Annotated in this window: 25 protein-coding genes; 13 read left to right on the forward strand and 12 right to left on the reverse strand. The window is 51.0% G+C overall.

The features are described 5' to 3' along the window. Positions 1–36: 36 nt before the first annotated feature. Together eruA and ACQ3G7_RS03095 are read right to left on the reverse strand one after the other, a co-directional pair. Entirely contained in the window at positions 37–4,065 is a 4,029-nt protein-coding gene (gene eruA / locus ACQ3G7_RS03090) for an NACHT domain-containing antiphage protein EruA (protein WP_430888788.1), read from the reverse strand. A 326-nt stretch (positions 4,066–4,391) separates the two neighbouring features. Further along, a complete protein-coding gene (locus tag ACQ3G7_RS03095; protein ID WP_430888789.1) occupies positions 4,392–4,874 on the reverse strand; it encodes a glutathione peroxidase in 483 nt (160 codons plus the stop codon). A gap of 251 nt (positions 4,875–5,125) precedes the next feature. Between ACQ3G7_RS03095 and ACQ3G7_RS03100 the strand changes: the two genes are divergently transcribed. Continuing rightward, the gene (locus tag ACQ3G7_RS03100; RefSeq protein ID WP_430888790.1) at positions 5,126–6,151 is read left to right on the forward strand and encodes an LLM class flavin-dependent oxidoreductase; all 1,026 of its coding nucleotides are present in this window, start codon (positions 5,126–5,128) and stop codon (positions 6,149–6,151) included. Positions 6,152–6,573: 422 nt separating this feature from the next. Then, a complete protein-coding gene (locus tag ACQ3G7_RS03105) occupies positions 6,574–8,214 on the forward strand; it encodes a carbohydrate porin (protein ID WP_430888791.1) in 1,641 nt (546 codons plus the stop codon). Between the two features lie 82 nt (positions 8,215–8,296). Here the strand turns inward: ACQ3G7_RS03105 and ACQ3G7_RS03110 are convergent, their stop codons facing one another. After that, complete coding sequence (locus tag ACQ3G7_RS03110) at positions 8,297–9,208, reverse strand: LysR family transcriptional regulator (protein WP_430888792.1); 912 nt, start codon at positions 9,206–9,208, stop codon at positions 8,297–8,299. A gap of 101 nt (positions 9,209–9,309) precedes the next feature. Between ACQ3G7_RS03110 and ACQ3G7_RS03115 the strand changes: the two genes are divergently transcribed. Together ACQ3G7_RS03115 and ACQ3G7_RS03120 are read left to right on the forward strand one after the other, a co-directional pair. Beyond that, positions 9,310–10,431, forward strand: coding sequence for an alkene reductase (locus ACQ3G7_RS03115; protein ID WP_430888793.1), 1,122 nt, complete (start codon positions 9,310–9,312; stop codon positions 10,429–10,431). A 42-nt stretch (positions 10,432–10,473) separates the two neighbouring features. Next, complete coding sequence (locus ACQ3G7_RS03120) at positions 10,474–10,974, forward strand: ester cyclase (RefSeq protein ID WP_430888900.1); 501 nt, start codon at positions 10,474–10,476, stop codon at positions 10,972–10,974. Positions 10,975–11,134: 160 nt separating this feature from the next. Here the strand turns inward: ACQ3G7_RS03120 and cfa are convergent, their stop codons facing one another. Beyond that, positions 11,135–12,283, reverse strand: coding sequence for a cyclopropane fatty acyl phospholipid synthase (gene cfa, locus ACQ3G7_RS03125; RefSeq protein WP_430888794.1), 1,149 nt, complete (start codon positions 12,281–12,283; stop codon positions 11,135–11,137). Between the two features lie 291 nt (positions 12,284–12,574). Here cfa and ACQ3G7_RS03130 point away from each other — a divergent pair, with 291 nt between their 5' ends. Next, positions 12,575–13,309: a helix-turn-helix domain-containing protein gene (locus ACQ3G7_RS03130; RefSeq protein ID WP_263100297.1), complete on the forward strand. Its 735-nt coding sequence runs from the start codon at positions 12,575–12,577 to the stop codon at positions 13,307–13,309. On the opposite strand, the gene ACQ3G7_RS03135 is transcribed toward ACQ3G7_RS03130, so the two are convergent. After that, positions 13,303–13,848: a GNAT family N-acetyltransferase gene (locus ACQ3G7_RS03135; protein WP_430888795.1), complete on the reverse strand. Its 546-nt coding sequence runs from the start codon at positions 13,846–13,848 to the stop codon at positions 13,303–13,305. The genes ACQ3G7_RS03130 and ACQ3G7_RS03135 overlap by 7 nt on opposite strands. Positions 13,849–13,866: 18 nt before the next feature. Beyond that, entirely contained in the window at positions 13,867–14,508 is a 642-nt protein-coding gene (locus ACQ3G7_RS03140; protein ID WP_430888796.1) for a DsbA family protein, read from the reverse strand. A 369-nt stretch (positions 14,509–14,877) separates the two neighbouring features. On the opposite strand from ACQ3G7_RS03140, the gene ACQ3G7_RS03145 reads away from it, so the two are divergent. Together ACQ3G7_RS03145 and ACQ3G7_RS03150 are read left to right on the forward strand one after the other, a co-directional pair. Continuing rightward, positions 14,878–15,360, forward strand: coding sequence for a cold-shock protein (locus tag ACQ3G7_RS03145; RefSeq protein ID WP_263100299.1), 483 nt, complete (start codon positions 14,878–14,880; stop codon positions 15,358–15,360). A 34-nt stretch (positions 15,361–15,394) separates the two neighbouring features. Next, positions 15,395–15,934, forward strand: a complete 540-nt coding sequence (locus ACQ3G7_RS03150) for a DUF2058 domain-containing protein (RefSeq protein ID WP_430888797.1) — start codon at positions 15,395–15,397, stop codon at positions 15,932–15,934. A gap of 23 nt (positions 15,935–15,957) precedes the next feature. Here the strand turns inward: ACQ3G7_RS03150 and ACQ3G7_RS03155 are convergent, their stop codons facing one another. Further along, the gene (locus tag ACQ3G7_RS03155) at positions 15,958–16,656 is read right to left on the reverse strand and encodes an RluA family pseudouridine synthase (RefSeq protein WP_430888798.1); all 699 of its coding nucleotides are present in this window, start codon (positions 16,654–16,656) and stop codon (positions 15,958–15,960) included. A 180-nt stretch (positions 16,657–16,836) separates the two neighbouring features. Here ACQ3G7_RS03155 and ACQ3G7_RS03160 point away from each other — a divergent pair, with 180 nt between their 5' ends. From ACQ3G7_RS03160 to ACQ3G7_RS03170, 3 genes are all read left to right on the forward strand, one after another. After that, the gene (locus ACQ3G7_RS03160; protein ID WP_430888799.1) at positions 16,837–17,082 is read left to right on the forward strand and encodes a YmjA family protein; all 246 of its coding nucleotides are present in this window, start codon (positions 16,837–16,839) and stop codon (positions 17,080–17,082) included. A gap of 420 nt (positions 17,083–17,502) precedes the next feature. Continuing rightward, entirely contained in the window at positions 17,503–17,778 is a 276-nt protein-coding gene (locus tag ACQ3G7_RS03165) for a flagellar transcriptional regulator FlhD (RefSeq protein ID WP_430888800.1), read from the forward strand. A 303-nt stretch (positions 17,779–18,081) separates the two neighbouring features. Beyond that, positions 18,082–19,620, forward strand: a complete 1,539-nt coding sequence (locus tag ACQ3G7_RS03170) for a methyl-accepting chemotaxis protein (protein WP_430888801.1) — start codon at positions 18,082–18,084, stop codon at positions 19,618–19,620. Between the two features lie 250 nt (positions 19,621–19,870). Here ACQ3G7_RS03170 and ACQ3G7_RS03175 read toward each other — a convergent pair whose 3' ends face one another. Together ACQ3G7_RS03175 and ACQ3G7_RS03180 are read right to left on the reverse strand one after the other, a co-directional pair. Further along, complete coding sequence (locus ACQ3G7_RS03175) at positions 19,871–20,548, reverse strand: hypothetical protein (protein WP_430888802.1); 678 nt, start codon at positions 20,546–20,548, stop codon at positions 19,871–19,873. 65 nt (positions 20,549–20,613) lie between these two features. After that, entirely contained in the window at positions 20,614–21,504 is an 891-nt protein-coding gene (locus tag ACQ3G7_RS03180; protein ID WP_430888803.1) for a DMT family transporter, read from the reverse strand. A gap of 151 nt (positions 21,505–21,655) precedes the next feature. Between ACQ3G7_RS03180 and ACQ3G7_RS03185 the strand changes: the two genes are divergently transcribed. Then, on the forward strand, positions 21,656–22,366 hold the full coding sequence (locus ACQ3G7_RS03185) for an AraC family transcriptional regulator (RefSeq protein ID WP_430888804.1): 711 nt from the start codon (positions 21,656–21,658) through the stop codon (positions 22,364–22,366). Between the two features lie 144 nt (positions 22,367–22,510). Here ACQ3G7_RS03185 and ACQ3G7_RS03190 read toward each other — a convergent pair whose 3' ends face one another. Beyond that, positions 22,511–23,035: a lipocalin family protein gene (locus tag ACQ3G7_RS03190; RefSeq protein ID WP_430888805.1), complete on the reverse strand. Its 525-nt coding sequence runs from the start codon at positions 23,033–23,035 to the stop codon at positions 22,511–22,513. A gap of 117 nt (positions 23,036–23,152) precedes the next feature. Here ACQ3G7_RS03190 and ACQ3G7_RS03195 point away from each other — a divergent pair, with 117 nt between their 5' ends. Both ACQ3G7_RS03195 and ACQ3G7_RS03200 read left to right on the forward strand, forming a co-directional pair. Further along, positions 23,153–23,881, forward strand: coding sequence for a MerR family transcriptional regulator (locus ACQ3G7_RS03195; RefSeq protein ID WP_430888806.1), 729 nt, complete (start codon positions 23,153–23,155; stop codon positions 23,879–23,881). Between the two features lie 271 nt (positions 23,882–24,152). Beyond that, positions 24,153–25,112, forward strand: coding sequence for a YbgA family protein (locus ACQ3G7_RS03200; RefSeq protein ID WP_430888807.1), 960 nt, complete (start codon positions 24,153–24,155; stop codon positions 25,110–25,112). A 110-nt stretch (positions 25,113–25,222) separates the two neighbouring features. Here the strand turns inward: ACQ3G7_RS03200 and ACQ3G7_RS03205 are convergent, their stop codons facing one another. Both ACQ3G7_RS03205 and ACQ3G7_RS03210 read right to left on the reverse strand, forming a co-directional pair. Continuing rightward, the gene (locus ACQ3G7_RS03205) at positions 25,223–25,747 is read right to left on the reverse strand and encodes a DUF6622 family protein (protein WP_430888808.1); all 525 of its coding nucleotides are present in this window, start codon (positions 25,745–25,747) and stop codon (positions 25,223–25,225) included. Between the two features lie 98 nt (positions 25,748–25,845). Further along, on the reverse strand, positions 25,846–26,340 hold the full coding sequence (locus tag ACQ3G7_RS03210; protein ID WP_430888809.1) for a helix-turn-helix domain-containing protein: 495 nt from the start codon (positions 26,338–26,340) through the stop codon (positions 25,846–25,848). Positions 26,341–26,360 lie beyond the last annotated feature (20 nt).

Consider the following 26,360-nt stretch of genomic DNA (forward strand, 5'->3'; position numbering starts at 1 on the left):
CTTGCAGAAACTGCATTTCATTACGTCCTTACCGAATCAAACAGATCCCTTTGAGAGGTCCAGTACGAACACATCTATCTGCTTATGCAACTCAACCGGGAGTTTTTCAATAATGGCCTGCTTAAGATCCTCTGCGCTCTTTAACGCATGTGTCTGTGCATTTGCGACCTTCTCATGTGGCCCAAACCACAATGCAATGTAGATACCCTGCATGCCCGCATCAGGTGTTAAAGAATACAACTCATAAAGTTGCTCATAGGCTGCAGTGTAAATATCCCTATGCCATTGGCCCTTTACTTCAACCATCAAAAGAAGACGCTTGTTGCGGTACATTTTTGTGGCAGAGATGTCTGCGCGTTTTTCATCATTTCCCTCATGCTCCTTAACGACAGAAATTCCTTGAGGCAGAAGTGCGCTACGAAGCCACTCTGCAATGACGTCCCTTGACGATTCTTCGTCAAGCCGCTTCCCATTGGGATAAAACAGCCTGATTGTGTTGAACTCTCCCTTACTAATGTGCTGCTGATACACCCCCAGTTGGTACAGAACGGTTTCTCTCAGTCCTTCAATGGTTACAACAACATCGTGGTTCAGTATTTCTGTGACATCGTGGGCGCATGGCGGTGTATAGTCCCTGAACAACCTTTCCCGTTGCAGTGTTGCCAACGAGCTTCTGAGACCTGACTCAAGAGGACGCATAGAAGGCATATCCAACAGCCGGCTGACAACTGGTATCCCCTCGGAGGGCTCGGCTGCCCCCAGACTCTCAGCAATCTCATACATGATATGCCACGCATCTCCATTATCGTTGCGTTGGTTCTGCTGCTGGGAGGTGGCCAGCAGTAGAGGCCACTGTTCGATGAATCCCTCCAGAATCGCACCTAATTTCTCCGCGCTTAGTGAAGGCCAGTGGTGTATGTTTTCACGATTTATACGTCTGGTAAGCGAACTAAATCTGAGCAGATTGCATTTGTCGGCAATAATCCTTTGCCAATAATCCGCAGAGATCTCCGGCAAAAAATAAAAGGCCCGAATTAACCAGAATAGACGCAGTCCCTCTCTATCGTTGTCACCCGTGCTGTCGTCCCATGAGGACTGAATCTCCTCGCAACGTCGGGTAATCACAGAACGAAGTTCAGCTGTAGTAACTTCTGTGCAAGCAATCTTAAAAAGACTGATGGCGGTATTTAGAGTCAGTGCCTGATACTGGCTCAGCCATTCGACAGCAAACTGCCCGCGGACTGAATCAAACACTGACGGCTGCATGATTAGTTCCAACGGGGGATGAGGATGTTCGATCTGAGGTTCAAGGTAGTCTCGCAGAAAAATGTCTGTACCCTGACCTGTGGGGAATAAAATTCTGTCCACATCTGTCATCATCGCGTCATGTCTTAATCGGGAACCTTCCCCCCGACCATAGTCAGCTTCAGTCCTGAGGATGCGAAGCAATGAGTTATCGAGGGATGCAAGAGTGTTATTTTGCTCAAACAGGAGCATACACGCCGCATAAAATATGTACCTCACACCGTATGTTTTCCCTTCAGTGTTGAGGTGGGCTAGCTCACGCAGTTCGGGTATATGCGAAGAAATGTGCGGTAAGCAATTGATTAGAGCCTGCTCAACCAGATGTCTGTCACCAAAATGTGAGGTGACAGTTTCAGGCTGTGACAGTAGTCTTTTTGCAAAGGAGTCTAAAAGTCCCCATTGCATTCCCTGCAAAACCTTGTCGCGATTTGATTCAATCCATTGAAGATTTTTTACCCGCCAGGCTTCCCGGCGGTGTTTCATTCTGCGAGACATACGAGTGTGTTTCGGATCGGGTAGCCCCAGTGACTTCATACCCCGTTCCACGCTTGCCCATACCTGCATAAAACGCGGTTTACTCAAAGCGTGGCGGCGACATGTCTGCCTCAGTGTACTAATTTGCATCCGAGCTATCTGACGGTTTCGTATATGATGCGGGAAAAGTAGACGCCAGAGCTCCACGTTTTCTTCTGCATAGGCCATGTTAAGCAGATATTCCCGATCGCCGTCATTGAAACAAAGACCGGCGTGGGCGTGGTAGGAATTTTGGAAATGGTTATTCAGAGCATCTCTAAGGGCATTAGCATCAAATTGCCCGGACAATACGTGCCGGTAAATTCCTCGACGCAGAGTAGCATCCTGCTGAAGGGTCTTAACTGTTTCACTTCTGTCCGCCGAAACGGCGTCATGAAAATTCAGGTTTTCGACCCATCTCCATATGCTAACTGGATCCAATGGCCGGGCGACATTAACGACGTAGTTATCCAGCAATTCACCAATGATTTTGCTGATGCCGTTGCGGCAATTGCATTCATAGTCCTTTTTATGACATTTACAGGTCAGCCCATCAGAAAGTGTGTTCAGCAGAGGTTCAAGGCAAGTGATGGGAAGCTGGGAGATGAAGATGCCGACAAAGTAATGGTCGGTTGAGATGTAGTCATCTTCTCTATTCGGATTTGAATACAGTCCGCAACAGGCACGCAGGAATGTGGCCAGCTCAGCGGTTGTAAACGTCTCAGGGCCTGCGACGGTGTAAATCTCGGACGCGACCTGCAAAGAATCAGATGTGGCTTCCCCAAGCAGTAGCGTCAGTTCCGGCCTGAAATCATAATGTTTAAGCCCAAGCAAACATCCAGCGGCCAGCCACCGTGAGTGCTGGGGGAGCGAACTATCGCATACCAGAGAAGATAGCGTGGTTGATAATGCATGAACTTCATCAACACCTTGGAGAAGCTCCAAAAGCAGGCCGCTAAGATGGCCTTCACCCTGGGGCGTTAATAGCGGTCTGATGGCGTCAATGACCTCCGGCGTGAAAAATCCAGTAACGTTAAAGCGACGCCAGGCGTCATTGCGACGGAAAAAGGGATCGTCTTTTTCAAGTTTCTGAAGTTGCCCGATCAGAAAAAGTCTTGAGCTGACCGTAAGCCGCGACGGATCACCATTGGCCAGCACGGCGTAGGGATCGAGTTGAATAATGTTCTGCTGCATGGCGCTGTCGCCACTGGCTGCCATCCAACCCAGTAAACCTCTGAGTTCGTCCCTCACGTAGTGCCCTGGCGCAATTACGCTCAGGCACTTGCGAAGCGTCAATGGATCGGCAGTGTCCGCAATCCGTTTTGTGAGATAAACCGCGGCTGAGTACTCAGCAATGATTTTATGCACGGGGCGATGCTGATCTGCCTGATAACCAGGCCTGAAAAGCCTGGTGGCTAGTATTCCCTTCGGTGAGGGAACGGATGCAGCCAACGAATAGATGAAGGGGTAAACACGGGTTTCGGCTGGTTCGCTTGTAGCAACCCCTTCCGACCCCGACAACAGCAGTTTTGTGAATATTTCAGCACTGATGTTTATCTTCTGATCAACTGACAGGGGAACTTCATCAACTGTAATGTCGAGATTCTCTTCACGGGCCAGGTACCTGACGGACTGAGAAAACAACGCTTCCCGGCTCGAAAAATGTCCATTACTCTCTGTATAGGCTGCTGCTAGTAGATGAAGAAACTGAGGGTTTGACAGCAGAACATCGACTCCGAAACGTTTAGCTTCTCTCACAAAGCCATCAAAGTCCTCGTCTGGATGCAGATGACGGAAGAGCATTCGCAGCTCATCTTGGCTGAATTCACACAGGTACACCACGAGCGGAGCGACGTTGAAGATCTTACGAAACTGAGATGTCGAGGAATGGCTCCATTCACTTGAGCGACTAGATACAATAAGGTGGGTTGGTTTTGCTCTCAAAGCCTGCGCCAGCAGTTGATGGATTCCGGCTTTATCTATCTTGGCCAGTTCATCAAATCCGTCGATCACCAGTGGACGGCCACATTCATTATCTGTTCTATATCGAAAAGCGTTAGCCTCAATCGGCTGAGTCGAAAGCCTTCGTGCAAGGCTATGCATTAGCTCGGTTTTACCGGCACCGGGCTCCGCAAGTATGATGACATGCGGTGATGCCTGCAGAAGCTCATCTTCAGTGTACGTTTTACCGCTGACAGGATTAGCGGTAAGAATGCGGGGCAAGTAAAAATGCGCTTCTTCAGACACGGGCTGAACATTCCCTTAAAGGATTTGCATCAATAGTCAGATATTACAACGGCCAATAAAATTTATGAATGCTCAAAATCCCCCTGAATTTCAGATAGCCCAGTGCAGTGCTCTTTCTTTTATTTCAACAGGTTGCATCAAGATATCATATTTCTTTCAGTTCCTCACTAACTAACACAGCTCGATTACCGCAACATCCGCTCCTGGCACAAACCTGACACCGGGAAAACCAGTATTGCTTTCAGCGAAGCGCGGAAGGTGTCTTCCCGCGAATAATCAATTTTCGGCAGTGCGCTGAAACTGAATCGTTCAAATTACTGAATCACTCAGCGTTCCAGTGCAGCAAGGATTGCGGCTTCCATTTTCTCCGGCGTGGTGAACGGTGCAAAACGCTTGAGCGGTTTACCGTCGCGTCCGATCAGAAATTTCGTGAAGTTCCACATGATCCGCCCACCCAGTACGCCGGGCAATTCGTTTTTCAGATAACGAAACACCGGATGTGCTGCGGTTCCGTTGACGTCTACTTTCCCGAACATCGGGAAACTCACACCGTAGTTAATGTGACAGGTCTGCGCGATGTCGTCGGCACCGCCGGGCTCCTGTTTACCGAACTGGTTGCAGGGGAAACCCAGCACCACCAAACCCCGGGCGGCGTATTTCTTGTAGAGTGCTTCAAGGCCGCCGTATTGTGGCGTAAAGCCACAATGGCTGGCGGTATTCACGACCAGAACCACTTTACCCGCGTAGTCGACCATAGAAACAGGCTGACCGCCCAGACTGGTGGCGGTAAGTTGATGAAAGGGGGTCATATCGTCATCCTCAAAGCAGAACCCGTTCGACATTTCACAGGTTTCGGGGCGTTGCGCCTGTTCCTGCTTCCGTTTACTTTCTGCTCTGCTCACACTGTTAGTCAATTAATTTGAACCATTATGTTAAACAAACGATATTTATTCGTATCGCGCAATGCGTAGAGTAGGGGAGACATAAAGCAGAAGCGCGCAGGCACAGTCGCCTGTGCTCTTCTGCTGATTATTTCCCTGAAGAGAAGGACAACTACGTCATGAAGAAGATCGGATTTTTGTCATTTGGTCACTGGACGCCGTCGCCGCAATCCGGAACGCGTTCGGCCGCTGACGCGTTGCTGCAATCCATCGATCTGGCCGTTGCCGCCGAAGAGTTAGGTGCGGACGGCGCCTATTTCAGGGTGCATCATTTTGCCCGTCAGCTCAGTTCGCCGTTTCCTTTATTAGCCGCCATTGGTGCGAAAACCCGTCATATCGAAATTGGTACGGGCGTTATCGATATGCGCTATGAAAACCCGATGTATATGGCGGAAGACGCTGGCGCGGCGGATCTTATTTCCGGCGGTCGCTTGCAACTCGGCATCAGCCGGGGTTCCCCGGAGCAGGTGATCGATGGCTGGCGCTACTTCGGTTACCAGCCTGCGGAAGGGGAAACGGAGTCTGATATGGCGCGCCGCCACACCGAGGTGCTGCTGGATGTGCTGCGAGGCGAAGGCTTTGCCAAACCGAACCCGCAACCGATGTTCCCCAACCCGCCTGGGTTGCTGCGCCCGGAACCGTATTCTGAAGGCCTGCGCGATCGCATCTGGTGGGGGGCAGGCTCAAACGCGACAGCAGTATGGGCGGCAAAACTGGGGATGAACCTGCAAAGCTCGACGCTGAAAGATGACGAAACCGGCGAACCTTTCCATATTCAACAGGCAAAACAGATCCGTGCTTACCGTGATGCCTGGGCCGAAGCCGGGCATACCCGTACGCCGCGCGTCTCTGTCAGCCGGAGTATTTTTGCGCTGATGGACAGCCGCGACCGCGCCTATTTTGGCGGCAGCCGTGATGATAGCGATAAAGTCGGTTTTCTGGATGAGAAAACCCGCGCCATTTTTGGTCGCAGCTATGCGGCAGAGCCGGACAAATTGATTGCGCAGTTGAGACAGGATGAAGCGATTGCCGAAGCGGATACGCTGCTGCTGACGGTGCCGAATCAACTGGGCGTTGATTATAATGCACATGTTATTGAGTCGATTCTTAAACACGTTGCTCCGGCAATGGGCTGGCGGGAATAGCGTGGAAATTCTGCGCGAGTTCACAAAATAACGAGGCGGGGAGATGCAGAGCTTGTCAGTAAAATAAAAGACAGTATTCTGTCGCAAGACAAACTGGATTGTAACCGTATTTGACAGTATCCGATGCGGGCAAAACCTGAATGATTTTTCTGTGTGCAGTAGCGCCGGAAAAATGATTCAGGTTTTTTTTTGCTTCCGCCACAGCCAGCAAAAGGCAGGTTATTACCAGGGGTAAAACGTCACTCACTAGCGGATATCTTATGCAAAAAATATAACCGATCTCATTATTACAAAAATAACCAGTGCGGGCGTCGTACTGGTCAGGCAATTAATGGGTAACCGGATGCGAATTTAACGCATCAGGCGGCCAGCTATTGCCGAATTAATACTACTCAGTCACGCTACTCTACAGGGTTATTGTTATGAATAAAAAGACGATAAATAAAAAGCACCAGTTAAAATGGATTGTAGTATTAATCTCCTCAGCGCTTGTATCGAATAGTGCTATCGCCGCGAAGTTGACCGTTGAACAGCGACTGGAATTACTGGAAAAAGAGCTGGCGGCAAATAAACAGGAATTACAGGAGACGAAACAAGAGCTGCGGCAATATAAACGCTATTTCGCCCAGCCAGCGGAAAATACCGACAGCGGAGCCGTTGCGGCCACCGGTACTCGTCATCACTCTGCGGATAAGACCCCGGCCGTTGCGACCGACAGCACAGCACCCACCAGCACCGCGAAAGTCAGCGGCGCAACGCCTGCGCAGGATGTGACGCTGGCGGATATCAGCAAGTACGTGAAAAACGACATTGGCTTTGAATATTCCGGCTATTTCCGTTCCGGCTGGTCCACGGGAACGCGTGGCGCGCCGAAGTCTTATGCGATCGGTTCGCTGGGGCGTTTCGGCCAGGAAAACAGCGCCTGGTTTGATTTGCAACTGTCGCAAAAAGTCTACGATTCCGGCGGCAAGGTGGCGAAAGCGGTGGTGATGTTGGACGGTAACGTTGGCCAGCAATACAACGCGGGCTGGTTCGACAGTACCTCGGAAAACGTGTTGCAGTTCTCGGATATCTACCTGACCACCAAAGGGTTCCTGCCGTTTGCGCCCGAAGCGGATTTTTGGGTCGGCAAACACAATATGCCGGTGTATGAAATCCAGATGCTGGACTGGAAAAGCCACCGCACCAATGCCGGTTCCGGCCTTGGGCTGGAGAACTGGCAGCTTGGTCCTGGCAAGCTGAACGTGGCGTTAACCCGCGAAGACGTGAAAGCGCACGCCGTGGATTACGCGACTTCCGGCAACACCCAGCAGGTGAATGCCAACAGCGCCGAAGTGCGTTACAAGGACATTCCGCTGTGGGATAAGGCGACGCTGGAGATCTTTGGCCGCTACGCGATGCCGAATGAAACCGATGACAATCGCAAAAACGAGAACAACGGCAGCTACTACAGCGTAAAAGATGCGTGGCATGCCGGGCTGATCCTGCGCCACAACTTTACCGGCGGCGGGTTTAATGAGCTGACCGTACAAGGGGCGGATAACTCCATCGCCAGCGGTTTCGCGCTGATTTCCGACGCCAACCCGACCTTCGGTTATAACGACCAGTATTACGGCGAGCATGCTTACGGCAAAGCCTTCCGCGTGATTTCCCAGGGTGAGAACTATTTACGCCCGGATGTGGTGATGGCGCACGCGCTGGTGTATGCCCACGGGAACGACATTTACGACTACAACACAGGCGCGCACACGGATTTCGATTCTGTTCGTGCAGTGGTGCGCCCGGCGTATATCTGGGATAGCAATAACCAGACCGGCGTGGAGCTTGCCTGGTTCGATCAGAAAAATAAAACCGCCGGTGAGACGTATCACGAGTCGGGGTATAAAACCACGCTCTACCATGCGCTTAAAGTGGACACCAGCATCCTGACCTCGCGCCCGGAAATTCGCTTCTACGGCACCTGGCTGAAGGTACAGGATAACGGCATCAGCCAGTTTGAATTCGCCGACGCGAAAAGCGACCAGTTCACCGTGGGCGTGCAGGCGGAAGTGTGGTGGAAGTAAGCCCGTGCATGACTGACAAGCCCGCAGAAACGCGGGCTTGATACCACTGTGGAAGGCAGGCCAGTGAGAAAGTGAACGCCGGTTAGGCTTTTTCAAGCCAGTCGATGAAAAACTCAGTGAAAGCAGTTATCTGCAATGGTTGCAGTCGCCGTTGCGGGTAAACAAACTGCAAGCCGACATCTTTTTTATCCAGTCGATTAAAACCGATAAAGCTATCGGCAAAAAGGACGTTAAGCCGCCCTTGTTCCACATCATGTTTTACATCCCACCACGATTTAGCGGCAATGCCCGCACCGGCAAGTACCCACTGGCGGAGCAGCGCACCATCATCACAGACCAGGGCGGGCGTGATACGAACGGTGCTGGCTTTTCCGTGTTGTTCAAACCGCCATTCATTCATCAGCATGCCGCGTAATTCCATCGCAATGCATTGATGCTGATGAAAATCTTCAATTTTTTGGGGTGTGCCAGCCTGTTGCAGGTAGTCTACAGACGCAACCAGCACCCTGTGGTTTGGCCGAATATGCCGGGTGACTAAACTGCTGTCCGGGAGATTGCCAAAGCGCACGCTCATATCGAGACGGTTTGATACCAGATCGACGACATTTTCGCTGAGATAGAGCGTACTTTTCACCTCCGGGTGCAGCCTGGTGAAATCAAGCAGGGCAGGGCCCAGGTACTGCCGGCCAAAATCCGACGGTGCGGAAATACGGATGTTCCCGCTGAGGACCCCCTCTTTCTGCGTGAGAATGGACTCTGCATAAGACATCTCATCCAGCACCCGCAACGCGGCATGAAAAAACGCTTCTCCGGCGCGCGTTAAGCCGATTGCTCGCGTGGAACGATTAAACAGACGGGTTTGGTAACGCTCTTCAATCGCTTTCAGCCTGGCGGTCATTGTCGCGGGTGAGAGCGCCAGCCGCCGGCCCGCAGCAGAAAGCCCTCCGGCTTTCACCACTTCTACCAGCAGCGTCAGATCTTCGAGTTTGCCCATTATTCGGATTTCCTGAAAAGAGAATCAGCTTTCACTGCAATTATCAAAATTAAATTCGGTAAGTAAAGTGACTTCATTGATGGCAGACAGGAGAGTTTACGGTGGACAAGCATTCACTTTTTGACCGTTATCAGATGAAGCATATCAGTCTGAAAAACCGGATCGTTATGGCGCCTATGACCCGTGCACGTTCGTCGCAACCGGGCAATATTCCGACTGCACTGATGGCCGATTACTATCAGCAGCGCGCCAGTGCAGGGTTAATGATCACGGAAGCAACGCAAATCTCCCCGCAAGGACAGGGATACTCCTGGACGCCGGGCATACACTCCGCAGAGCAAATTGCCGGGTGGCGGCGGGTGACGCAAGCCGTTCATCACGCCGGAGGGATCATTTTTTCCCAACTGTGGCATGTTGGCCGCATGTCGCATGCGCGTTTCCACGCTGACGGTAAACCTGTTGCCCCTTCTGCGTTGCCCTCTGAGGCCAAAGTGTGGGTGGTCAATGAGAAAGGTGAAGGGCAGATGGTTGACTGTACTGAGCCCAGAGAATTGCGCCATGCAGACATTCAGCAGGTGATAGAGGATTACCGTCTGGCCGCAATCAATGCAGTTGAGGCTGGCTTTGATGGCATTGAGGTGCATGGCGGGAACGGCTATCTGATCGATCAGTTTTTGCGCCGTACCTCCAATCATCGTACGGACGAATACGGCGGTAGCCTGGTAAACAGGATCCGTTTTGCACAAGACGTGCTGGCGTCGATAAGCGATGCGATTGGCAGCGAGCGTACAGGCATTCGCCTTTCTCCTTTCATTACTCAGCGTGGCATGAATGATCCGCAGGTGATTGACGCGATTCTGGCGCTGGCGGCATGGTGCGATAAAAAAGGCATTGCGTATATCCATCTGGCAGAGGCGGACTGGGACGATGCGCCACAAATACCGTTAGCGTTCCGTAAAGCGTTACGCGCAACCTTTAACGGCACCCTTATCGTCGCGGGCAATTATACCAAGGACAAAGCCGATCAGATTTTAAATGAAGAGCTGGCCGATCTGGTGGCTTTTGGTCGCCCGTTTATTGCTAACCCGGATTTAACGTATCGGCTAAAGAACCATTTGCCGTTAGACGAAATAAACGATCCCGCCACGCTGTTTGGCGGTAATGACAAAGGCTATACAGATTACCCCATCTATAAATCAAATGATCTCAGGAGCAGGGAATAAACCATGCAACGACCACAATATTATTTAACGCGTGCCGCAGTCATGGTGTGTCTGCCGCTTTCTTATGCTGCTCACGCCGCCGATGAGGCACTTATTCAACCCGCACAGTTAATTATTGATCAGGGTATGGCGCAACCCCATCTGGCGGATGTTGAGACGGCGGCACGGCGTTACGCAACATTCTGGAACACCGGTGATGATACGTTGGCACGCAAGGCGCTGGCGGCGGATTTTATCGATAAAACACCGCCGGAAGGGCGAAAACAAGGGCCTGAAGGTGCCATCCTGGCTTCGCGAGGTTTTCGTACAGCGGTGCCGGATCTGCGTTGCGAGGTTGAACAGATGATCATCGCCGGCGATCGCGTTGTATCACACCTTCACTTTCGCGGGCATTTCACCGGCACCTTCGGGAAATTGAAAGGAAAAGGCCAGATCGTCGATTTTATTGCGACTGATATTTATCAGGTGGAAAAAGGCAAAATCACGGCAAACTGGCACATCGAAGATAATCTGACGTTAATGAAGCAACTTGGTGCGCTATAACCCTCCGGCGATAAGGATAATTCTGCGTACCCTGGCGGAAGTGGCGTAATGCGCTGCCGTAAGAAACAGCTTATGCGGGCGACAACTTCTGCCAGGGGCGTTGCGCGATATTGTCCGGCAATTGACGAATAGCGTTGAACGATCAAACCGGTGATCCACGTTAGCGCGCTACGCGCAGTCCACCGGTTACGCCCCGGCTAAAGACAATTTGCCAGAGCTGGATATTTCTGGCGCGAAACGCGCCCGCGCAGGCCGTCAGGTAATAGTTGAACATGCGGCGAAATTCAGCGGAGTAATTCTCGGCTAACTGCGGCCACGCCTCATTAAAACGGCTATGCCAGGCCATCAATGTTTTATCGTAATCCGGACCAAAGTTGTGCCAGTCTTCCATCACAAACCAGGGTTCGCTGGCCGTGGCAATGTGTTTTACCGAAGGCAGGCAACCGTTAGGAAAAATGTATTTATTGATCCAGGCATCGACGTTATGCCCGGTCTGATTTGACCCGATGGAGTGCAGCAGGAAAAGACCATCCGGTTTCAGGCAACGGTCCACGGTTGCAAAATAGGTGGCATAGTTTTTAGGCCCCACATGTTCGAACATGCCGACGGAGACGATGCGGTCATATTGCTTGTTCAGGTCGCGGTAATCCTGGAGCAGGATGTTGATATCCAGCCCGAGGCCACGCATTTCCACATAGGCTTTTTGCTCCGCCGAAATGGTAATACCGTCGACTTTGACGCCATAATGCCGGGCGGCGTACAGCGCTAATCCGCCCCAGCCGCAGCCAATATCCAGCAGTGTCATTCCCGGCTTAAGCTGGAGTTTTTCACAGATCAGCGCCAGTTTGTGCTCCTGCGCCTCGCATAATTCTTCCGCCTCTTTCCAGTAACCGCAAGAGTACTGCATGTTGGGATCGAGCATGCGGCTGAACAGGTCATTGCCGAGATCGTAATGCACCTCGCCAACCTGCCAGGCACGCTTGCGGGACTGCGGGTTGGTCAGCCGCGCAAAGGCAATGCGGGCAAGATCATAAAGGCGGGCAGGGCGCTGCTCATCCACGCCTGCGTTCAGTAGCCGCTCAAAAAAGATATCGAGACGCTTGCAATCCCACCACCCCTCCATGTAACTCTCGCCGAGCCCCAGAGAGCCCTGCTGTAACACGCGTTTGAAAAAGCGTTTGTCATGCACCCGGATATCCCACGGGTTAAACCCATTAATAACAATACCGGCCTGTGATAACAGCTCCTGCACGATCCGCAGCCATTGGTCTGGTTTACTTATATCAACGGCGGTACATTCGTTAGCCATCATTTTTCCTTCAACGGTTTCGTCGGTCAGCCGGAAAATCTACCCGCCATCGGTGGCCTGGCGCGAAGAGCGAACCTGCTGCGAAAAGAGGTTATCGCCCTGATTGCCGGGTGGTAAATTATTCATAACTGAGTGAAATATGCTTAATGCCCGCTCATTATTCCGTAAACCCGCCCGGCCTGCGCTGTGGTATCAAGACAAACTTCATCGAATAGAGGTCAGCTTTTAATGTGCCCTAAGCTTGTGTCTCCACCCTGTCAGCCTGTTTTCGGGCAGCCAGCGCCGGTGTTGATGTCTCTGCCTCGTCCGGTCTACTTTCGCAGCTATCCGCTGCCGGACGATACGGGCGTGGAGCAACATCAGCACCCGTTTGCGGAGTTTCTCTATGCGCGCGAGGGGAGTATGCGCGTGGAAATTGAAGGCAAAACCCTCGTCGTGCCTGTTCTTTACGGCGTGTGGATCCCGGCTCATGTGCCGCACAGCATTTTGTCCAGTCATCATGTGCTGCTGGAAAGCCTGTATGTGGACGCGGACTTCGCCGCAATCGAACACAGCGGCAGCAAAGTGGTGATCGTCAGCGATTTCGTGCGCGAGTTTATTCACTATGCGACGGCGCATGTGCCGGAAATGTACGACGAAGAGGGGGACGATGCGCAACTGGTGCGCGTGTTAGTCACGCTGCTCAGGCAGTTGCCTGATGCCGGGTTTTCGGTGCCGTGGCCCGGTTCACCGTTGCTGATGAACGTGTGCCGTCAGATTCAGGAGACGCCCGGTGAAGCGCACAGCATTGAGCAGTGGGCATCCTGTAGCGGCATGTCGGTGCGCACGTTCTCGCGCCATTTTAAAAAGGAGACCGGCGTGGCGTTCAGCGAGTGGAAAAAACGCGTGCGGCTGCTTGAGTCGGTGGTGATGCTCAAAAATAACCGGAGCGTCACCCAGGTTGCGCTGGATCTTGGCTACTCCAGTCCGGCCTCTTTCACGTTTGCTTTTCGCCAGATGTTCGGCGTTCCGCCAACACGTTATTGATTGCTTGCCTGCCACTCTTTTTTAAGTACGGCGTAGACGAAGGTGTTGTCATATCTCTCCTCGCCGTCTTCGGTGACAAACGAGACGAACTCCCTGAAGCAGCCTTCCTGGCGCATGTGGAGACGATCGCACAGTTTCTGCGAAGCAAGATTGGTGTCTTCAACATAGGCATACAGGCGTCTGGCGTCTTTTTCGCTAAACAGATAATCAAACAACGCTGAGGTGGATTCCGTGGCAAAACCCTGGCCTTCATAGCGCGCATTAAAGTGCCAGCCTACACACCAGGTATTCGGATCCGGCTCCTCACTGTTTTCGGCAAACAGGTGACCAATCAGCGTGTCACTCTCTTTCAGAGACACGGCGAACTGGCTGGCATCTCGCGATCGTTTATTAACCTCTTCTGTTGCGTCGGCGAGAGTGCTGAGTTTCTCATCATAAAAACAGGGTGCGCGAGGCGAAGAGAGATAGTCGAAGAGCTCGGCGGCGTCTTTGTCGGTAAAGGCGCGAACGATGAGCCGCGGTGTTGTGGTGACGATCATAAAAGCCTCGCATTTGCGTTAGCCCATCAGGGCGTCCAGTGTCTGATTCAGAACATCCAGAGGCGTGCCGGTTGCCGGGAGTGGGTGCAACACGCCGTCATTAATATAGAGAAGCGTTGGGTAGGACGTGACACCGAGCTGACGGGCAATAGCGAAATCCTGTCTGGCCTGTGCCATCGCGGAACCGTCCTGCAATGCAGAAAGTACGGCGGCGTCATCAAAACCATGGGCTTTCGCGATACCGGTAATGGTTGCGGGATCGGAAAGACTCAGACCCTGGCCGTAGAATGCTGCCTGTAATTCATGCGCCCAGTGTACAGCACGCTCCGGCGATAACGAACGGAGTACTGCGAGCCCTTCTGCGGCCGCGAGTGAATCCATCACGGCTTCACCTTTATCCAGCAGTGTTTTATAGCCGGTACCAAACTCGGCTCCGGTCAGGCTTGCGATTCTTTCATTCGCCTGAGGAATATACGGATAAGAGGACAGGGGGACGGCACGATCATCCAGGAACAAACCGCCGCTGATGACCGTGAAGGCTATCCGGTGTCGGTTTGCCGCTTCAAACTCTGCCATCCGTTTTGAGAATCCCCAGCACCAACCACAGTATGCATCCATCACGTAAATCACTGCTTGTTCAGGAAAAGTGAAATTATTCATTGTTGCTCCTGTCATGTGTTTACCCCTTCATCGTAGACGTTACTGTGAGCACTTTATTGGATCGCAAAGCGAGGATAAACTGCTAAACAGACAATTCATTATCTACCAAATCGGGCAAATATATGGACCGGTTTACCTCTTGCGAAGACATCAGCCACGCTCGCTGCGTCTGCTGTTAGAATTTCTTGTACAGCGCTTCGGCGGTGATCCTGCACCGTGGGATCGCTGCATGCCGGACATGTAGCGTGAAATAAACATATCAGGGAAATTTATCGTCCGGACTGACAGTAAAGGCGTGGTCTGCGCAGGCATTGTGCATTACACTGCGCGCTGCAAAAATTGAGTAGATAAACGATTAACCAGGCGGTAATGGCGATGAACGGTACAATCACAACGTGGTTTAAAGATAAAGGCTTTGGATTTATCAAAGATGAAAACGGCGATAATCGCTATTTTCATGTGATTAAGGTCGCCAACCCTGATCTGATTAAAAAAGATGCGGCGGTGACCTTTGAACCCACCACCAACAACAAGGGACTCTCCGCCTATGCGGTGAAAGTCATCCCGGAAAGTAAACACATCTATATCGCGGGCGAGCGTATTAAGCTCACGTCGATCAAATCTTACCTCGTTTACAGCGAAGACGTGCCTGCCGATGCCCGCATCGACAAAGAAAATGCGGTGCTCTCCGTCGGTTTGTTGATGGGGAACATCAGGCCGAAATCAGCCGCTCAGCCGGGCGAAATGCGCACGCTGAAAAAACTGGCGATCACCACGTTTCAGGGAACGACGTTAATCTTCTCGGAAGATGAGATAGACATCGATGCCACGGTAAAAATGCTCAAGGTCTGACATCATCCACATTCTTTAACGGGTAACGACAACGATGACAAAACTCACCTTACAAGAGCAGATGCTCAAAGCGGGCCTGGTCACCAGTAAAAAAATGGCCAAAGTCCAGCGAACCGCTAAAAAATCACGCGTTCAGGCACGTGAGGCAAGAGAAGCGGTGGAAGAAAATAAAAAAGCGCAGCTTGAGCGTGATAAGCAGCTAAGCGAGCAACAAAAACAGGCTGCGTTATCGAAAGAGTATAAAGCGCAGGTGAAGCAGCTCATTGAAATGAACCGCATCACCCTTGCAAAAGGCGATATTGGTTTTAACTTCACCGATAATAATGTCATCAAAAAAATCATGGTGGATAAGCAGACGCAGACCCAGCTGATTAATGGCCGTCTCGCCATTGCGCGTTTGGCGACGGATAACAACGGTGAGAGTGAATACGCGATTATCCCGGCAAGCGTGGCGGATAAAATTGCCCAGCGGGATGCCAGCAGTATCGTATTAAACAGTGCACTGAGTCCGGAAGCGCAGGATGAAGACGATCCGTATGCCGATTTTAAAGTGCCTGATGATTTGATGTGGTAATACCCGGATACGACGCCCGGGTTTCAGAACGGGCTGGCATGACGGGCGTGGATCCGCGCTTTACTGACTGGATGAATAAACTGCAACTCACTGGCATGTAGCATCAAGCGTGGTGTCTGCTCCGTGCCCGGTAGCAGGCGACCACCATACAGATCGCAACCCAAAATAGGGTGGCCCAATCGCTGGCAGTGAATGCGCAGTTGATGGGTTCGCCCGGTCTCCGGGGTTAGGTGTACCCGCGTCAACGGCAGTAACGTTCCGTTTTCTGACTCACGATAAATCCGTTCAATGACCCGATAGCGGGAACGCGCGGGTTTGCCGTGGATGGCGCAAATTGTCATCAGCGGGAAGCAGGCCGGATCTTTGGCAATCGCCGCGTCTATCACCCCTTCGTCCTCCTCCAGATGCCCGCAAAGCAGAGCGGTATACACCTTGCTTACGCTGCGCTGGCTGAACTGCTGGCACAGGGCGGCGTTGATGGTTTTATTGCGGGCAATCACCATCAGCCCGGATGTCCCGAAATCAAGGCGGTGAACCAGCGTGCAGCCAGGGAATATCTGTACCAGGCGATGATGCACTGAATCGAGATTTTGCGGGTTTTTCCCCGACAGGCTGAGTAGCCCGGTGGGTTTATTGATAAGCACCAGGTGATCGTCCTGATAGAGCGTTTCTATCTCGTCCGGGCACGGTGGGGCAATAAAGGTATCGAAAAGGGTAGACATCAGGCTGCCCGCAAAGAGAGTGGGAGCGGATGATACCCAATTTTCAGCCGACTGGCGAATCCACCGGTGTTTAAGCATTTATCCCCGAAATGGATGGCAGAAAAATAAAATAACAGTGCTATTATCCAGGCCAGACGATGCAAGCTGCAACGGACACCACTATAACCCCGGGGACGACTTATGAACAACGACACACCGCTTAAGTTTTATGACATCGTGGATGAGTACTCGACAGAGTCAGCCACGCCGGTGAACGAGTCCGAACGTGACGCGCTGGCGCGCTATTTCCAACTGCTGATTACCCGTTTGATGAATAACGAAGAGATCAGCGAGAATGCGCAGCAGGAGATGGCCACGGAAGCCGGTATCGACGAGCGTCGTATCGATGATGTGGCGAACTTCCTCAATCAATGGGGCAATGAGTAACGTTTGCGGGCACATCGTGTGTCCGCTTTCGCTTTAAAGCACGTCGTGCTGGTTTTCCTGCCAAACAGGAACGTGGGGAGCATAAATATATGTTAACCCACAGGTCAGGTATTTCTTAATTATTCTTAAGGTTTGCATTCGCTTATTTTGGAAATATAATATATTTTCATTTTTTCATTGATATATCTTCACTATTACAAGCGGTTATACCTGGCGAAGAGAAGAATTCGCAATGGTAAATGTAACGCGATAACGGTCATCATTGTATTAACGAAATGATAATTAATTATTCTTTAACGTTCTGAAATAACTTTACATTATTTTTATGGCTAATTTGCACTATATATATATTATTGCGGCCGACGGATGATCCAGCCAGGAGGGGCGTGAATTGTTTTGATATAATCTCTGGTGCAAAAAATGATTAAAGACGACAACCTTCTGCATGATATTCATCAGTTAAATTTAGCATACCTCTTACTCGTTCAACGCCTGGCAAGCGAACCCGGTGACGTCAGCCAGCTAAGCAACGGCCTTAGCAATGACATGATCGAGAAAGTCGCGGGATTAACGCTACCTCAGCTCGTTTCTTTAGCAGAAACAAATCAGATTATTGTCAAACCCTCTTTTCAGTGTTCACCATCAGAAAACAGTGGCGCTTACGAACTCTTAAAATCGAACCATCGTTTTATATAAATAGCGCCGCGCATTAACGTTTTTTCATTCTGAGTAATGCGTATCATTTGCCGGGTGGACACAGCCAGTTTCATCAGAAATATATGCTGATATCTGAAGTGCATGTATTAAAAAAGAGTTTTGAATTAACCAGAACGTCATTATTTTATTGTCTGATGATAATATATTCTATCTAACTATTTGATTTAAGGAAATAAATAAAATTGAGTTAAATCTCAATGCTAAATGGTCGATAACATTATTGTTGTGTGCTGCACGCAAGGTGCAGTCATTTTTTAAACAAATTTATCCAAGGGATTAAACATGTCTGTAAGGCGTTTTTCGTTTCTCGTTTTCGGCCTTTTACTCTGTATTTTTCTTGTCAGTTCTGCGTCCAACCTCTGGTCACTGACCCGCAGCAACGAGTCGCTGGACAATGTGAATAAAGAAATTCGTGTGGTGTTGTCGGTTATTGATCCGATAAACCACAGTCGCACCCTGCGCGTGCGGCTTATGGAAGCCATGATTAATGCTTCTTTGGGCGATAAACAGAAAACGCAGGCGTCGCTTGAGAGTGCAAAAGCGGTGATGCAAAAAGCCACGGACGCATTCAATAACTATCAGGCTGCGCCCCCGGTTGCCGGTGAAGAGGCGCTTTCCGCTCCCTATCGTCGTGCCTGGCAAACGTATGTTGATGAAGGGCTGCGTCCGTTGATGGATGCGGCGAGCGCCAACGATACCGTGCGGTTCAACCAACTGGTTAGTACGACCATCCCACAACTTGATCGCCAGTTTGAAATCACACTCGATAACCTGCTCGCTTTCCGCGAAAAATACGCCCAGCGTCTTAACAACGACGCGCAGAGTCGCTTTGTGAACAGCATGGTGACGATCGGCGTTTTTGTATTGCTGTTTACCCTGATTATTGCCGCCATCTTTATTCTGCTCAGACGTCGGGTGCTTTCACCGCTGGATACCGCTCGTCGCCATTGCCAGCAGATGGCGGCGGGTGAGTTGCATATTCCCGTTGTCAACGGCTCGAAAGATGAGATTGGCGAGATGCTTGGCTCGCTGGAGCAGATGCGACTTTCTCTTGTCGAGATCATTACCCAGGTACGTGCTTCCAGTCAGAGCGTGGCGCACGCCGCAGAAGAGATTTCTGCCGGTAATACCGATCTCTCCGCCCGTACGGAAGAGCAGGCGGCTTCGCTTGGGCAGACCGCAGCCAGCATGGAACAACTGACTTCCACCGTGAAGCACACCTCTGAAAACACCCAGCAGGCGAACACGCTTGCTGCAACGATGCGCGATTCCGCGCAGGAAGGGAATACGATTGTTGCAAATGCAGTGATGTCGATGCAGGAGATTGAATCCAGCTCCGGCAAAATAGACACCATTATCTCCTTAATCGAGGACATTGCTTTCCAGACCAATATCCTGGCGCTGAACGCAGCAGTTGAAGCCGCAAGGGCCGGAGAACAAGGGCGTGGGTTTGCTGTGGTGGCAAGCGAAGTGCGTAATCTGGCGCAACGCTCGTCTTTGGCGGCGAAGGAGATCAAGGATCTTATTGAGGCTTCCAGCAGACAAGTGCTTTTGGGGAGCGAAAGGGTGTCGCAGGCGGGCGAAAGCATGCAACGAATTATCACCACTGTTCAGCATGTTTCCGGCTTAATGGCGGAAATAGCACTCTCGACTGGTGAACAGAGCCGGGGCATTGAGCAGATAAACCAGGCTGTTGCACAAATGGATACCGTAACGCAACAAAACGCCGCACTGGTTGAAGAAGCCTCTGCAGCGGCACATTCGCTGAAAGAGCAGTCGCAGGTACTGGAAGAGACGGTAGCCGTTTTTAAACTGAGCTAACGTTACCGCGAAGAATGTACAAGGCAGGCTTTAGCCTGCCTTGTCGTTTGTTGTTGTGAAATTCCTGTCTGTAATAGTGACCTGCTATTATTCTCGTCGGACCAATATTCTACTCTGTGGCGGTTATTGCGGGCAGCTTTGTGCCAAAAGCAGACGTCCTGGATACTCAATCTAAAAGCGATAAGAGTGCCGATCTATTGATGGGTAGGACCGGCTTCGAGTTTTATGATGAAATACTACTTATGAAACGCTAGCGACCAGTAATCGGGTCTTGTGCCTGTGTTTGTCTACGGATAACAAGGTCCCGGAAATAGGCCACTGTCCCTGATTCCAGCCATACACCCACACCGCCACGTTGAGCTTCTCCCAGTTTAAGATCACTGACAATAAAGGCCGGTTTATCAGCATGATCAAGATAGAGAATTGCCTGTTTTCCATTGACAACAATTCTCATGTGAATCCATCGCGCTAATTCCAGCTCAGCATAGGTTTCATATTTCTCGGGTGACTCACGTCTCAGGCGATCAAATCTGAAATCAGGAAATGCGACGTATTGCACACTGTGGTTACGTCTGACCTGGTCGTCCGCCTGGCTGTTTATTGGCCTAAGATAGATGCTTTCGAATTGACCTTTCGTATCAATACGAAAAGTTAAACCAATAAATCCTCTGGCGTATGCAGGAGCTTCAGATACCAGTTCACTGGCAAGCCAGGCTTCAATTTCTCCATCACCAAAATCTAGCGGTAGCCAGGCCATGAAATCCCTGTCAGCCAGAATATCTCTTTCTGGATCCTGAATTTTATCGGAAGGCATTGTCATTCTGATCGCGGGGTAATGCTGATATGAACATCTTTCCAGGCTGACTCCTGACAGAATGAAATCGTCCGGCTGAAGTTGCCATGGCATATTAGGAGTAACTGCAGACATTGTGGCCTCTCTTGTTGTCCGTTCTTTGCTGAGTATGATCGTTTTGCTTCATCCGGCGACATTTATTACATTACGGAAGATCTTTTCCTGGCCTTTCTTTTCTGGCTCAGAATGATTCCTGCAATAGTCAAACCGCCGCCAAATATCAGATATGCATGTAAATGCTCACCGAGGAACACTGTAGCAATCGCGGCTGTGATTACAGGGATAAGATTCATGAAGATACTTATTCTGGCAGCGCCAAGATGACTGACCGCTTGCATCCATACAAAGGGGGCAATAATTGATCCGGGGATCGCTGCATAGAGAATCATTGAAATATTTGAAAGTGTAAACGGTGCATTGCTTTCCAGAAGATACCCCGGAAGTAGAAAAACAACAGCCCAACCAATCTGCAAATATAAGGAAACGAATGGCGGTACTGATCCGGACCACTTTTTTAGCAAGATGCCATAAAATGCCAGAGCCAGAACCACAAGCAACATCAGGCCGTCGCCTTTACTCACGCCTCCTGAAAACAGCGCGGCAGGAGATCCCTTACCAAGAACAATAACGATCCCAGCCAGAGAGACCAGAACTCCGGCAACCGTTGAGAATGAAGGTAGCTCACGTAAATACACGGTACTGATCAGTAATGTAAACAACGGAACGAGCGCCAGAAGAATAGCCATGTTCGTCGCTGAAGTGTATCCGGCTGCATAATAGCCAACCCCCTGACATATGGCCATACCAAGCAATCCCAGAATGGCCAGCTTCCAGATTTGGCTGCGTATGGCATCCCGATGGCGTACAACATCCTTCAACACAAAAGGTGAGAGAATTAAAAAGGCTATGACCCAACGCTCAAAGGCAATAATACCCGGAGGTATAGCACCTGCAGCAAGTTTGTTAACTATGGTGTTCCCGCCCCAGATAAAAACGGCCAGAAGTGAGTAAAAAAGGTATTTGGCAGACATGAGTTGCTCCGGAAATAAAGTCCGGTTAGATTACCAATTGCACCATTATCATTATATAGTGAATTTAAGACACTCAATGACAGATAACAGACATCCCTTGCATCCATTTGAAGATGGAAATCTTCCTTCTCCTCTCACCTTCAGGACCTCGATGTATGAAGGCCGTACAGTTTATCTGCCTCGCAGGCAGCCCTGGGGGAAACTTGGTTTTGCAGAAAATAGTGTGATGGAGTTTACAGTTGAAGGAAAAAGCTTCCTCTCCCCCCCGGGATACGCTACCTGGATACCTGCCGGGGCACTTCATTGCTGCAATAACCACCGCCAAGTAAAATTTTACTCAGTCTATCTGGATCCTGAATATTGCATCGGACTGCCGGAGTCGTCCTGCACGCTGAAACTGAGCCCACTTATAAGAGCTATATTTACTGACTTTTCATCCAGGAGCGTAGCAGTGCCAGAAACTGATGAAGATAAAAGGCTGGCTCTGGTACTTATTGATCAACTGAATAAGTCCCCAAGATGCGATAGCTTTTTACCCGTTTCTGACGATGATTTTATCATTCAGTTGACGTTAGGGATCAGGAGTAATCCGGGTGACAGAAAATCACTTTCAGACTGGGCGGCTCTAATGAATACAACAGAAAAGACACTGTCCCGCCGTTTTCAGTCCCAAATTGGCATGACATACAATGAATGGCGCCAGCGAATGAAACTGGTTGCGTCACTGTCCATGCTTGAGCAGGGGATGCCAGTGCATCAAATCTCAACAGAGCTGAATTACAGCAGCCCATCTGCTTTCATAGCTATGTTCAGAAGGCTGACGGGCGACAGTCCTTCGAAGGTGGCACGTAACAAGCTATGAAAATGAGTATTTCGGAAAAAACTCCTGAGTGTCTGCTGTTCGCTCAAAGCGGACATGACTTTCCTCCTGATGTGTCGTTTCAGACCTGAAGCGCGTGCGTCAAAAAGCACAGCCTCTCTGCCAATAATACCTTTGCACGCCGCGTTATTGATTTACCCACACCAGTTGATCGACCCTGAAACCCAGATTTCGCGCGGTGTTCAGGTAATCACGTTTTACCGCTTCCGGAAGGGTTGGCGTGCGCGACAGGATCCACAGATAGTCGCGGTTCGGGCCGCTGACCAGCGCGTACTGGTAATCATCATCCAGTTTGATCACGTTATAACCGCCGTAAAACGGGCCAAAGAACGAGACCTTCAGCGCGGCCGTGGTGGGCGTGCCGGTGAAGTAGGCTTTTCCTTCGCTCTCACGCCATTGGTTCTTCAGCGGATCGTACCCGCGATTGAGCACGCTAATGCCGCCGTCGCTACGCTTGCCATACGTGGCGGTCACGTGTTCAAGGCCGCGTTCGAAGCGGTTTTCCAGACGGGCGATTTCGTACCATTTACCCAGATAGCGACGGGCATCAAACCCGGTGATGGGCTGAACGCCTTGCGGCGGCGTTGGGGATTTACAGGCAACCAGCGTCAGGGCGATAGCAACGCAGGTCACAACGGGCCATAGCTTCATGAGAACTCCTTTCATTTACACGCCTGGGCGTAAAGTGTAGCGCAAGCATGGCGCACTTCATTCAGGCCGGAAATATTCGTAGTATATTGAGACCATTCTTTGTTATCAGGCGTACCCATGTCTTACTCCATCGGCGAATTCGCCCGGCTTTGCGGGATCAACGCAACCACGCTACGTGCCTGGCAGCGTCGTTACGGCCTGCTCAAACCGCTGCGCACAGAGGGTGGCCATCGGCTGTACAGCGATGATGATGTTCAGCAGGCGCTCAACATCCTCGACTGGGTGAAAAAAGGGGTGCCTGTCAGCCAGGTGAAACCCCTGCTGGTACGGCCCGGTGCGCGCAGAACAAACAACTGGCTGACTCTGCAAGAGAGCATGTTACAGCGGCTGAAAGAGGGCAAAATCGAGTCCCTGCGCCAGCTGATTTATGACTCAGGCCGCGAATATCCTCGCCCGGAACTGGTCACGGAAGTCTTGCGCCCGTTGCGCAGTAACGTCTCGGCCAACATTCCGGCCATGATGACCCTGCGTGAAGTGCTCGACGGTATCATCATCTCCTACACCTCGTTTTGCCTCGAAGGGGATAAAAAAGCGCCGGGGGATAATTACCTTATCACGGGTTGGCACCTTACCGACCCGTGTGAAATCTGGCTTGAAGCGCTCAAGCGTACCGGGCAGGGCCACCGCATTGACGTGCTTCCTGTTCCGCCCGCCATGCTTGCGCCTGAAATCTTCCCGGAACGAAAATGGCTGCTGGTCACCACCGGCAAACTCACCGCGGCGCGCAAAAAGCAGATTGAACTCTGGCAGCAGCAGGTTGTATCCCTCGACGTCATTCCTCTCTGATTCCGTTTCCCCACGTCCCAATAAGACATTGCCAGAGATATCGGCTCTGGCTCACGTTAAAGCCCCCTAAACACACAAAATAAATTTCTATAACCAATTGAAATTAATAAATTATATAAAATATTATATTTAAAACTTGGACAAATAAAAATGATTGTGTAAGTTTTAATTATGCGACGTGCAACATGTTGTTTAAAGACCCGGTGAGACTCATGAACACACTGCCATCATGCGTTTCTTCACCCGACAAGCGCAGTAAGAGGGGATCGCCATGAATACTCAACCTGTTATTGGGATCAGCGGCTGTTTAACCGGCTCTGCTGTCCGGTTTGACGGTGGTCATAAGCGCATGGGCTTTGTGATGGACGGGCTGGGGCAGTGGGTGGCTTTCCAGCCTGTCTGCCCGGAAATGGCCATCGGTCTGCCTGTGCCTCGCCCGGCGTTGCGCCTGGTTCAGACCAGCGACGGCGATTTCCGGATGCGCTTCAGCCATGCGCCACACGATGATGTGACGGAAAAAATGGCCGCATTTAGCGACGCGTATCTTCCCCGGCTGGGGGCGTTGTCGGGCTTTATCGTCTGCGCCAAATCGCCGAGCTGCGGCATGGAACGTGTGCGGCTGTATGATGAAAAGGGCAATCGCGGGCGTAAAGAGGGGGTAGGGTTGTTTACCCGCGCGTTACTCGAAGCGTACCCGTGGTTACCGGTCGAAGAAGATGGCCGCCTGCACGATCCGGTGCTGCGGGAAAACTTTGTGGAGCGCGTTTTTGCGCTCCATGAGCTTAACACTCTGCGGGCTAACGGCCTGACCCGCCGCGCGCTGCTGGACTTCCACAGCCGCTACAAACTTCAACTGCTGGCTCACCATCAGGCGGACTACCGCAAGATTGGGCCGTTTGTCGCGTCGCTGCACGAGTGGGAAGACCTGGACGCCTTCTTTGTGGCGTACCGTGAAAAGCTGATGGCGATCCTGAAAAAAACCGCCTCGCGGGAAAACCACACCAATGTGCTGATGCACATTCAGGGGTACTTCCGTGAACATCTGAACAGCCGCCAGCGGGGCGAACTGCGCGATGTCATCCTTCATTATCGCAATGGGTTGCTGCCGATCCTGGCGCCGTTAACGCTCCTGAAGCACTACCTGGGCGAGTACCCGGATCGCTATCTGTTGCAACAGAACTACTTTGCCCCGTATCCGGAGGATTTAGGCTTGCGGCTGGCGGTGAACTGAATTCGCATCATAAGAAGGCCCGTATGACCCTGACAGGGGCTCACGACGTTCCACTTTTAGACGACACCTCACTGTCGTCTTTTTTTGCGTGATGCCCCAGATCCTGAGGGTTAAATTGTCCCTTGTTTACGCTGGCGTTCTTTTTTATACCACGGCACAAACACCCTCAGCGTTCCTCCCCAGAAAATACCGTCGACAAGCCCCGTCAGTAATCCGAAGAGAAGACTAAACGACTGCGCTTCACGTAATTCAGGATGAAGATAAACGGTTGCCGTCAATATATATTTGAGGCCAAAGGCAATGATGATTAACCCGAGGGTTAACGGTGTTCCGGCGCGAATAATAAATCCCGGTGTATCAGAATGTCTGAGCGGCGGTTGTGAGCGCCATAATAAATACCCGAAAGCAATGCCTGCCAGTACGCCAATTAGCATCGTAAACAAACTGATATCGGGATGAAATGTTTCACGCGTGATACCGTATATTCCCCAGAGCAGGAAAAATATCGGAAGAAAGAACAGTCTGCCCGGTCGCATTTCTCTGTCGAAAAGGGCATTAATACCGCGATGAAGCAAGTAAATAAACAGGACCCACACCCAGACAGGCGTATTTTGGATATACGGTAAAAAAGACATGTTTTCACCTTGTTGATGAGGCGTTACGGTTGCCGGGCTACAAAAACTACCCGGCTATGCAAATAAAAATGAGTTAATCAGCCATTGTTCACTGATGACTATTTTTCCCGGCCTGAAAGGTCATTTTTCTCTCGCAGCAGGCGCTGCACTCTTTTTTGCTGCCACGTGGCGATGCGCTCTTTTAATACAAAGATCCGCAGGGCGCGAAAGGCAATAAGCGAACCCCATATGAATGTCACCACCACAGACCAGTAGCTTCCCGGCGAGGAGAGATAATTGACCACCATCAGCACGCTACAGACAAACAGGGCAATAATGAGCGCGCGATAAAAACGCGTTTCCTGTTCCACGCGAAGCCTGGCTTCGCTGATACGCGTATCCAGCGTTTCTTCCGCCGGCGTCATATTTCCGGACAGTTCAGCAACGTTTACGTTAAATACTGAGGCCAGCGCACTGAGCGTTTCCAGCCCGGGTTTATGCCCATTTTCTATACGCTGCACCGTGCGTACAGAAAGAGAAGCCAGTTCTGCCAGTTGCTCCTGTGACCAGGCATTCCTGAGCCGGTACTCTTTCACCTTTTCACCCATGTCCATTGATGCTTCCCGCTGATTGT

Source organism: Kosakonia sp. N21 (assembly GCF_050587465.1).
Classification (GTDB): Bacteria; Pseudomonadota; Gammaproteobacteria; order Enterobacterales; family Enterobacteriaceae.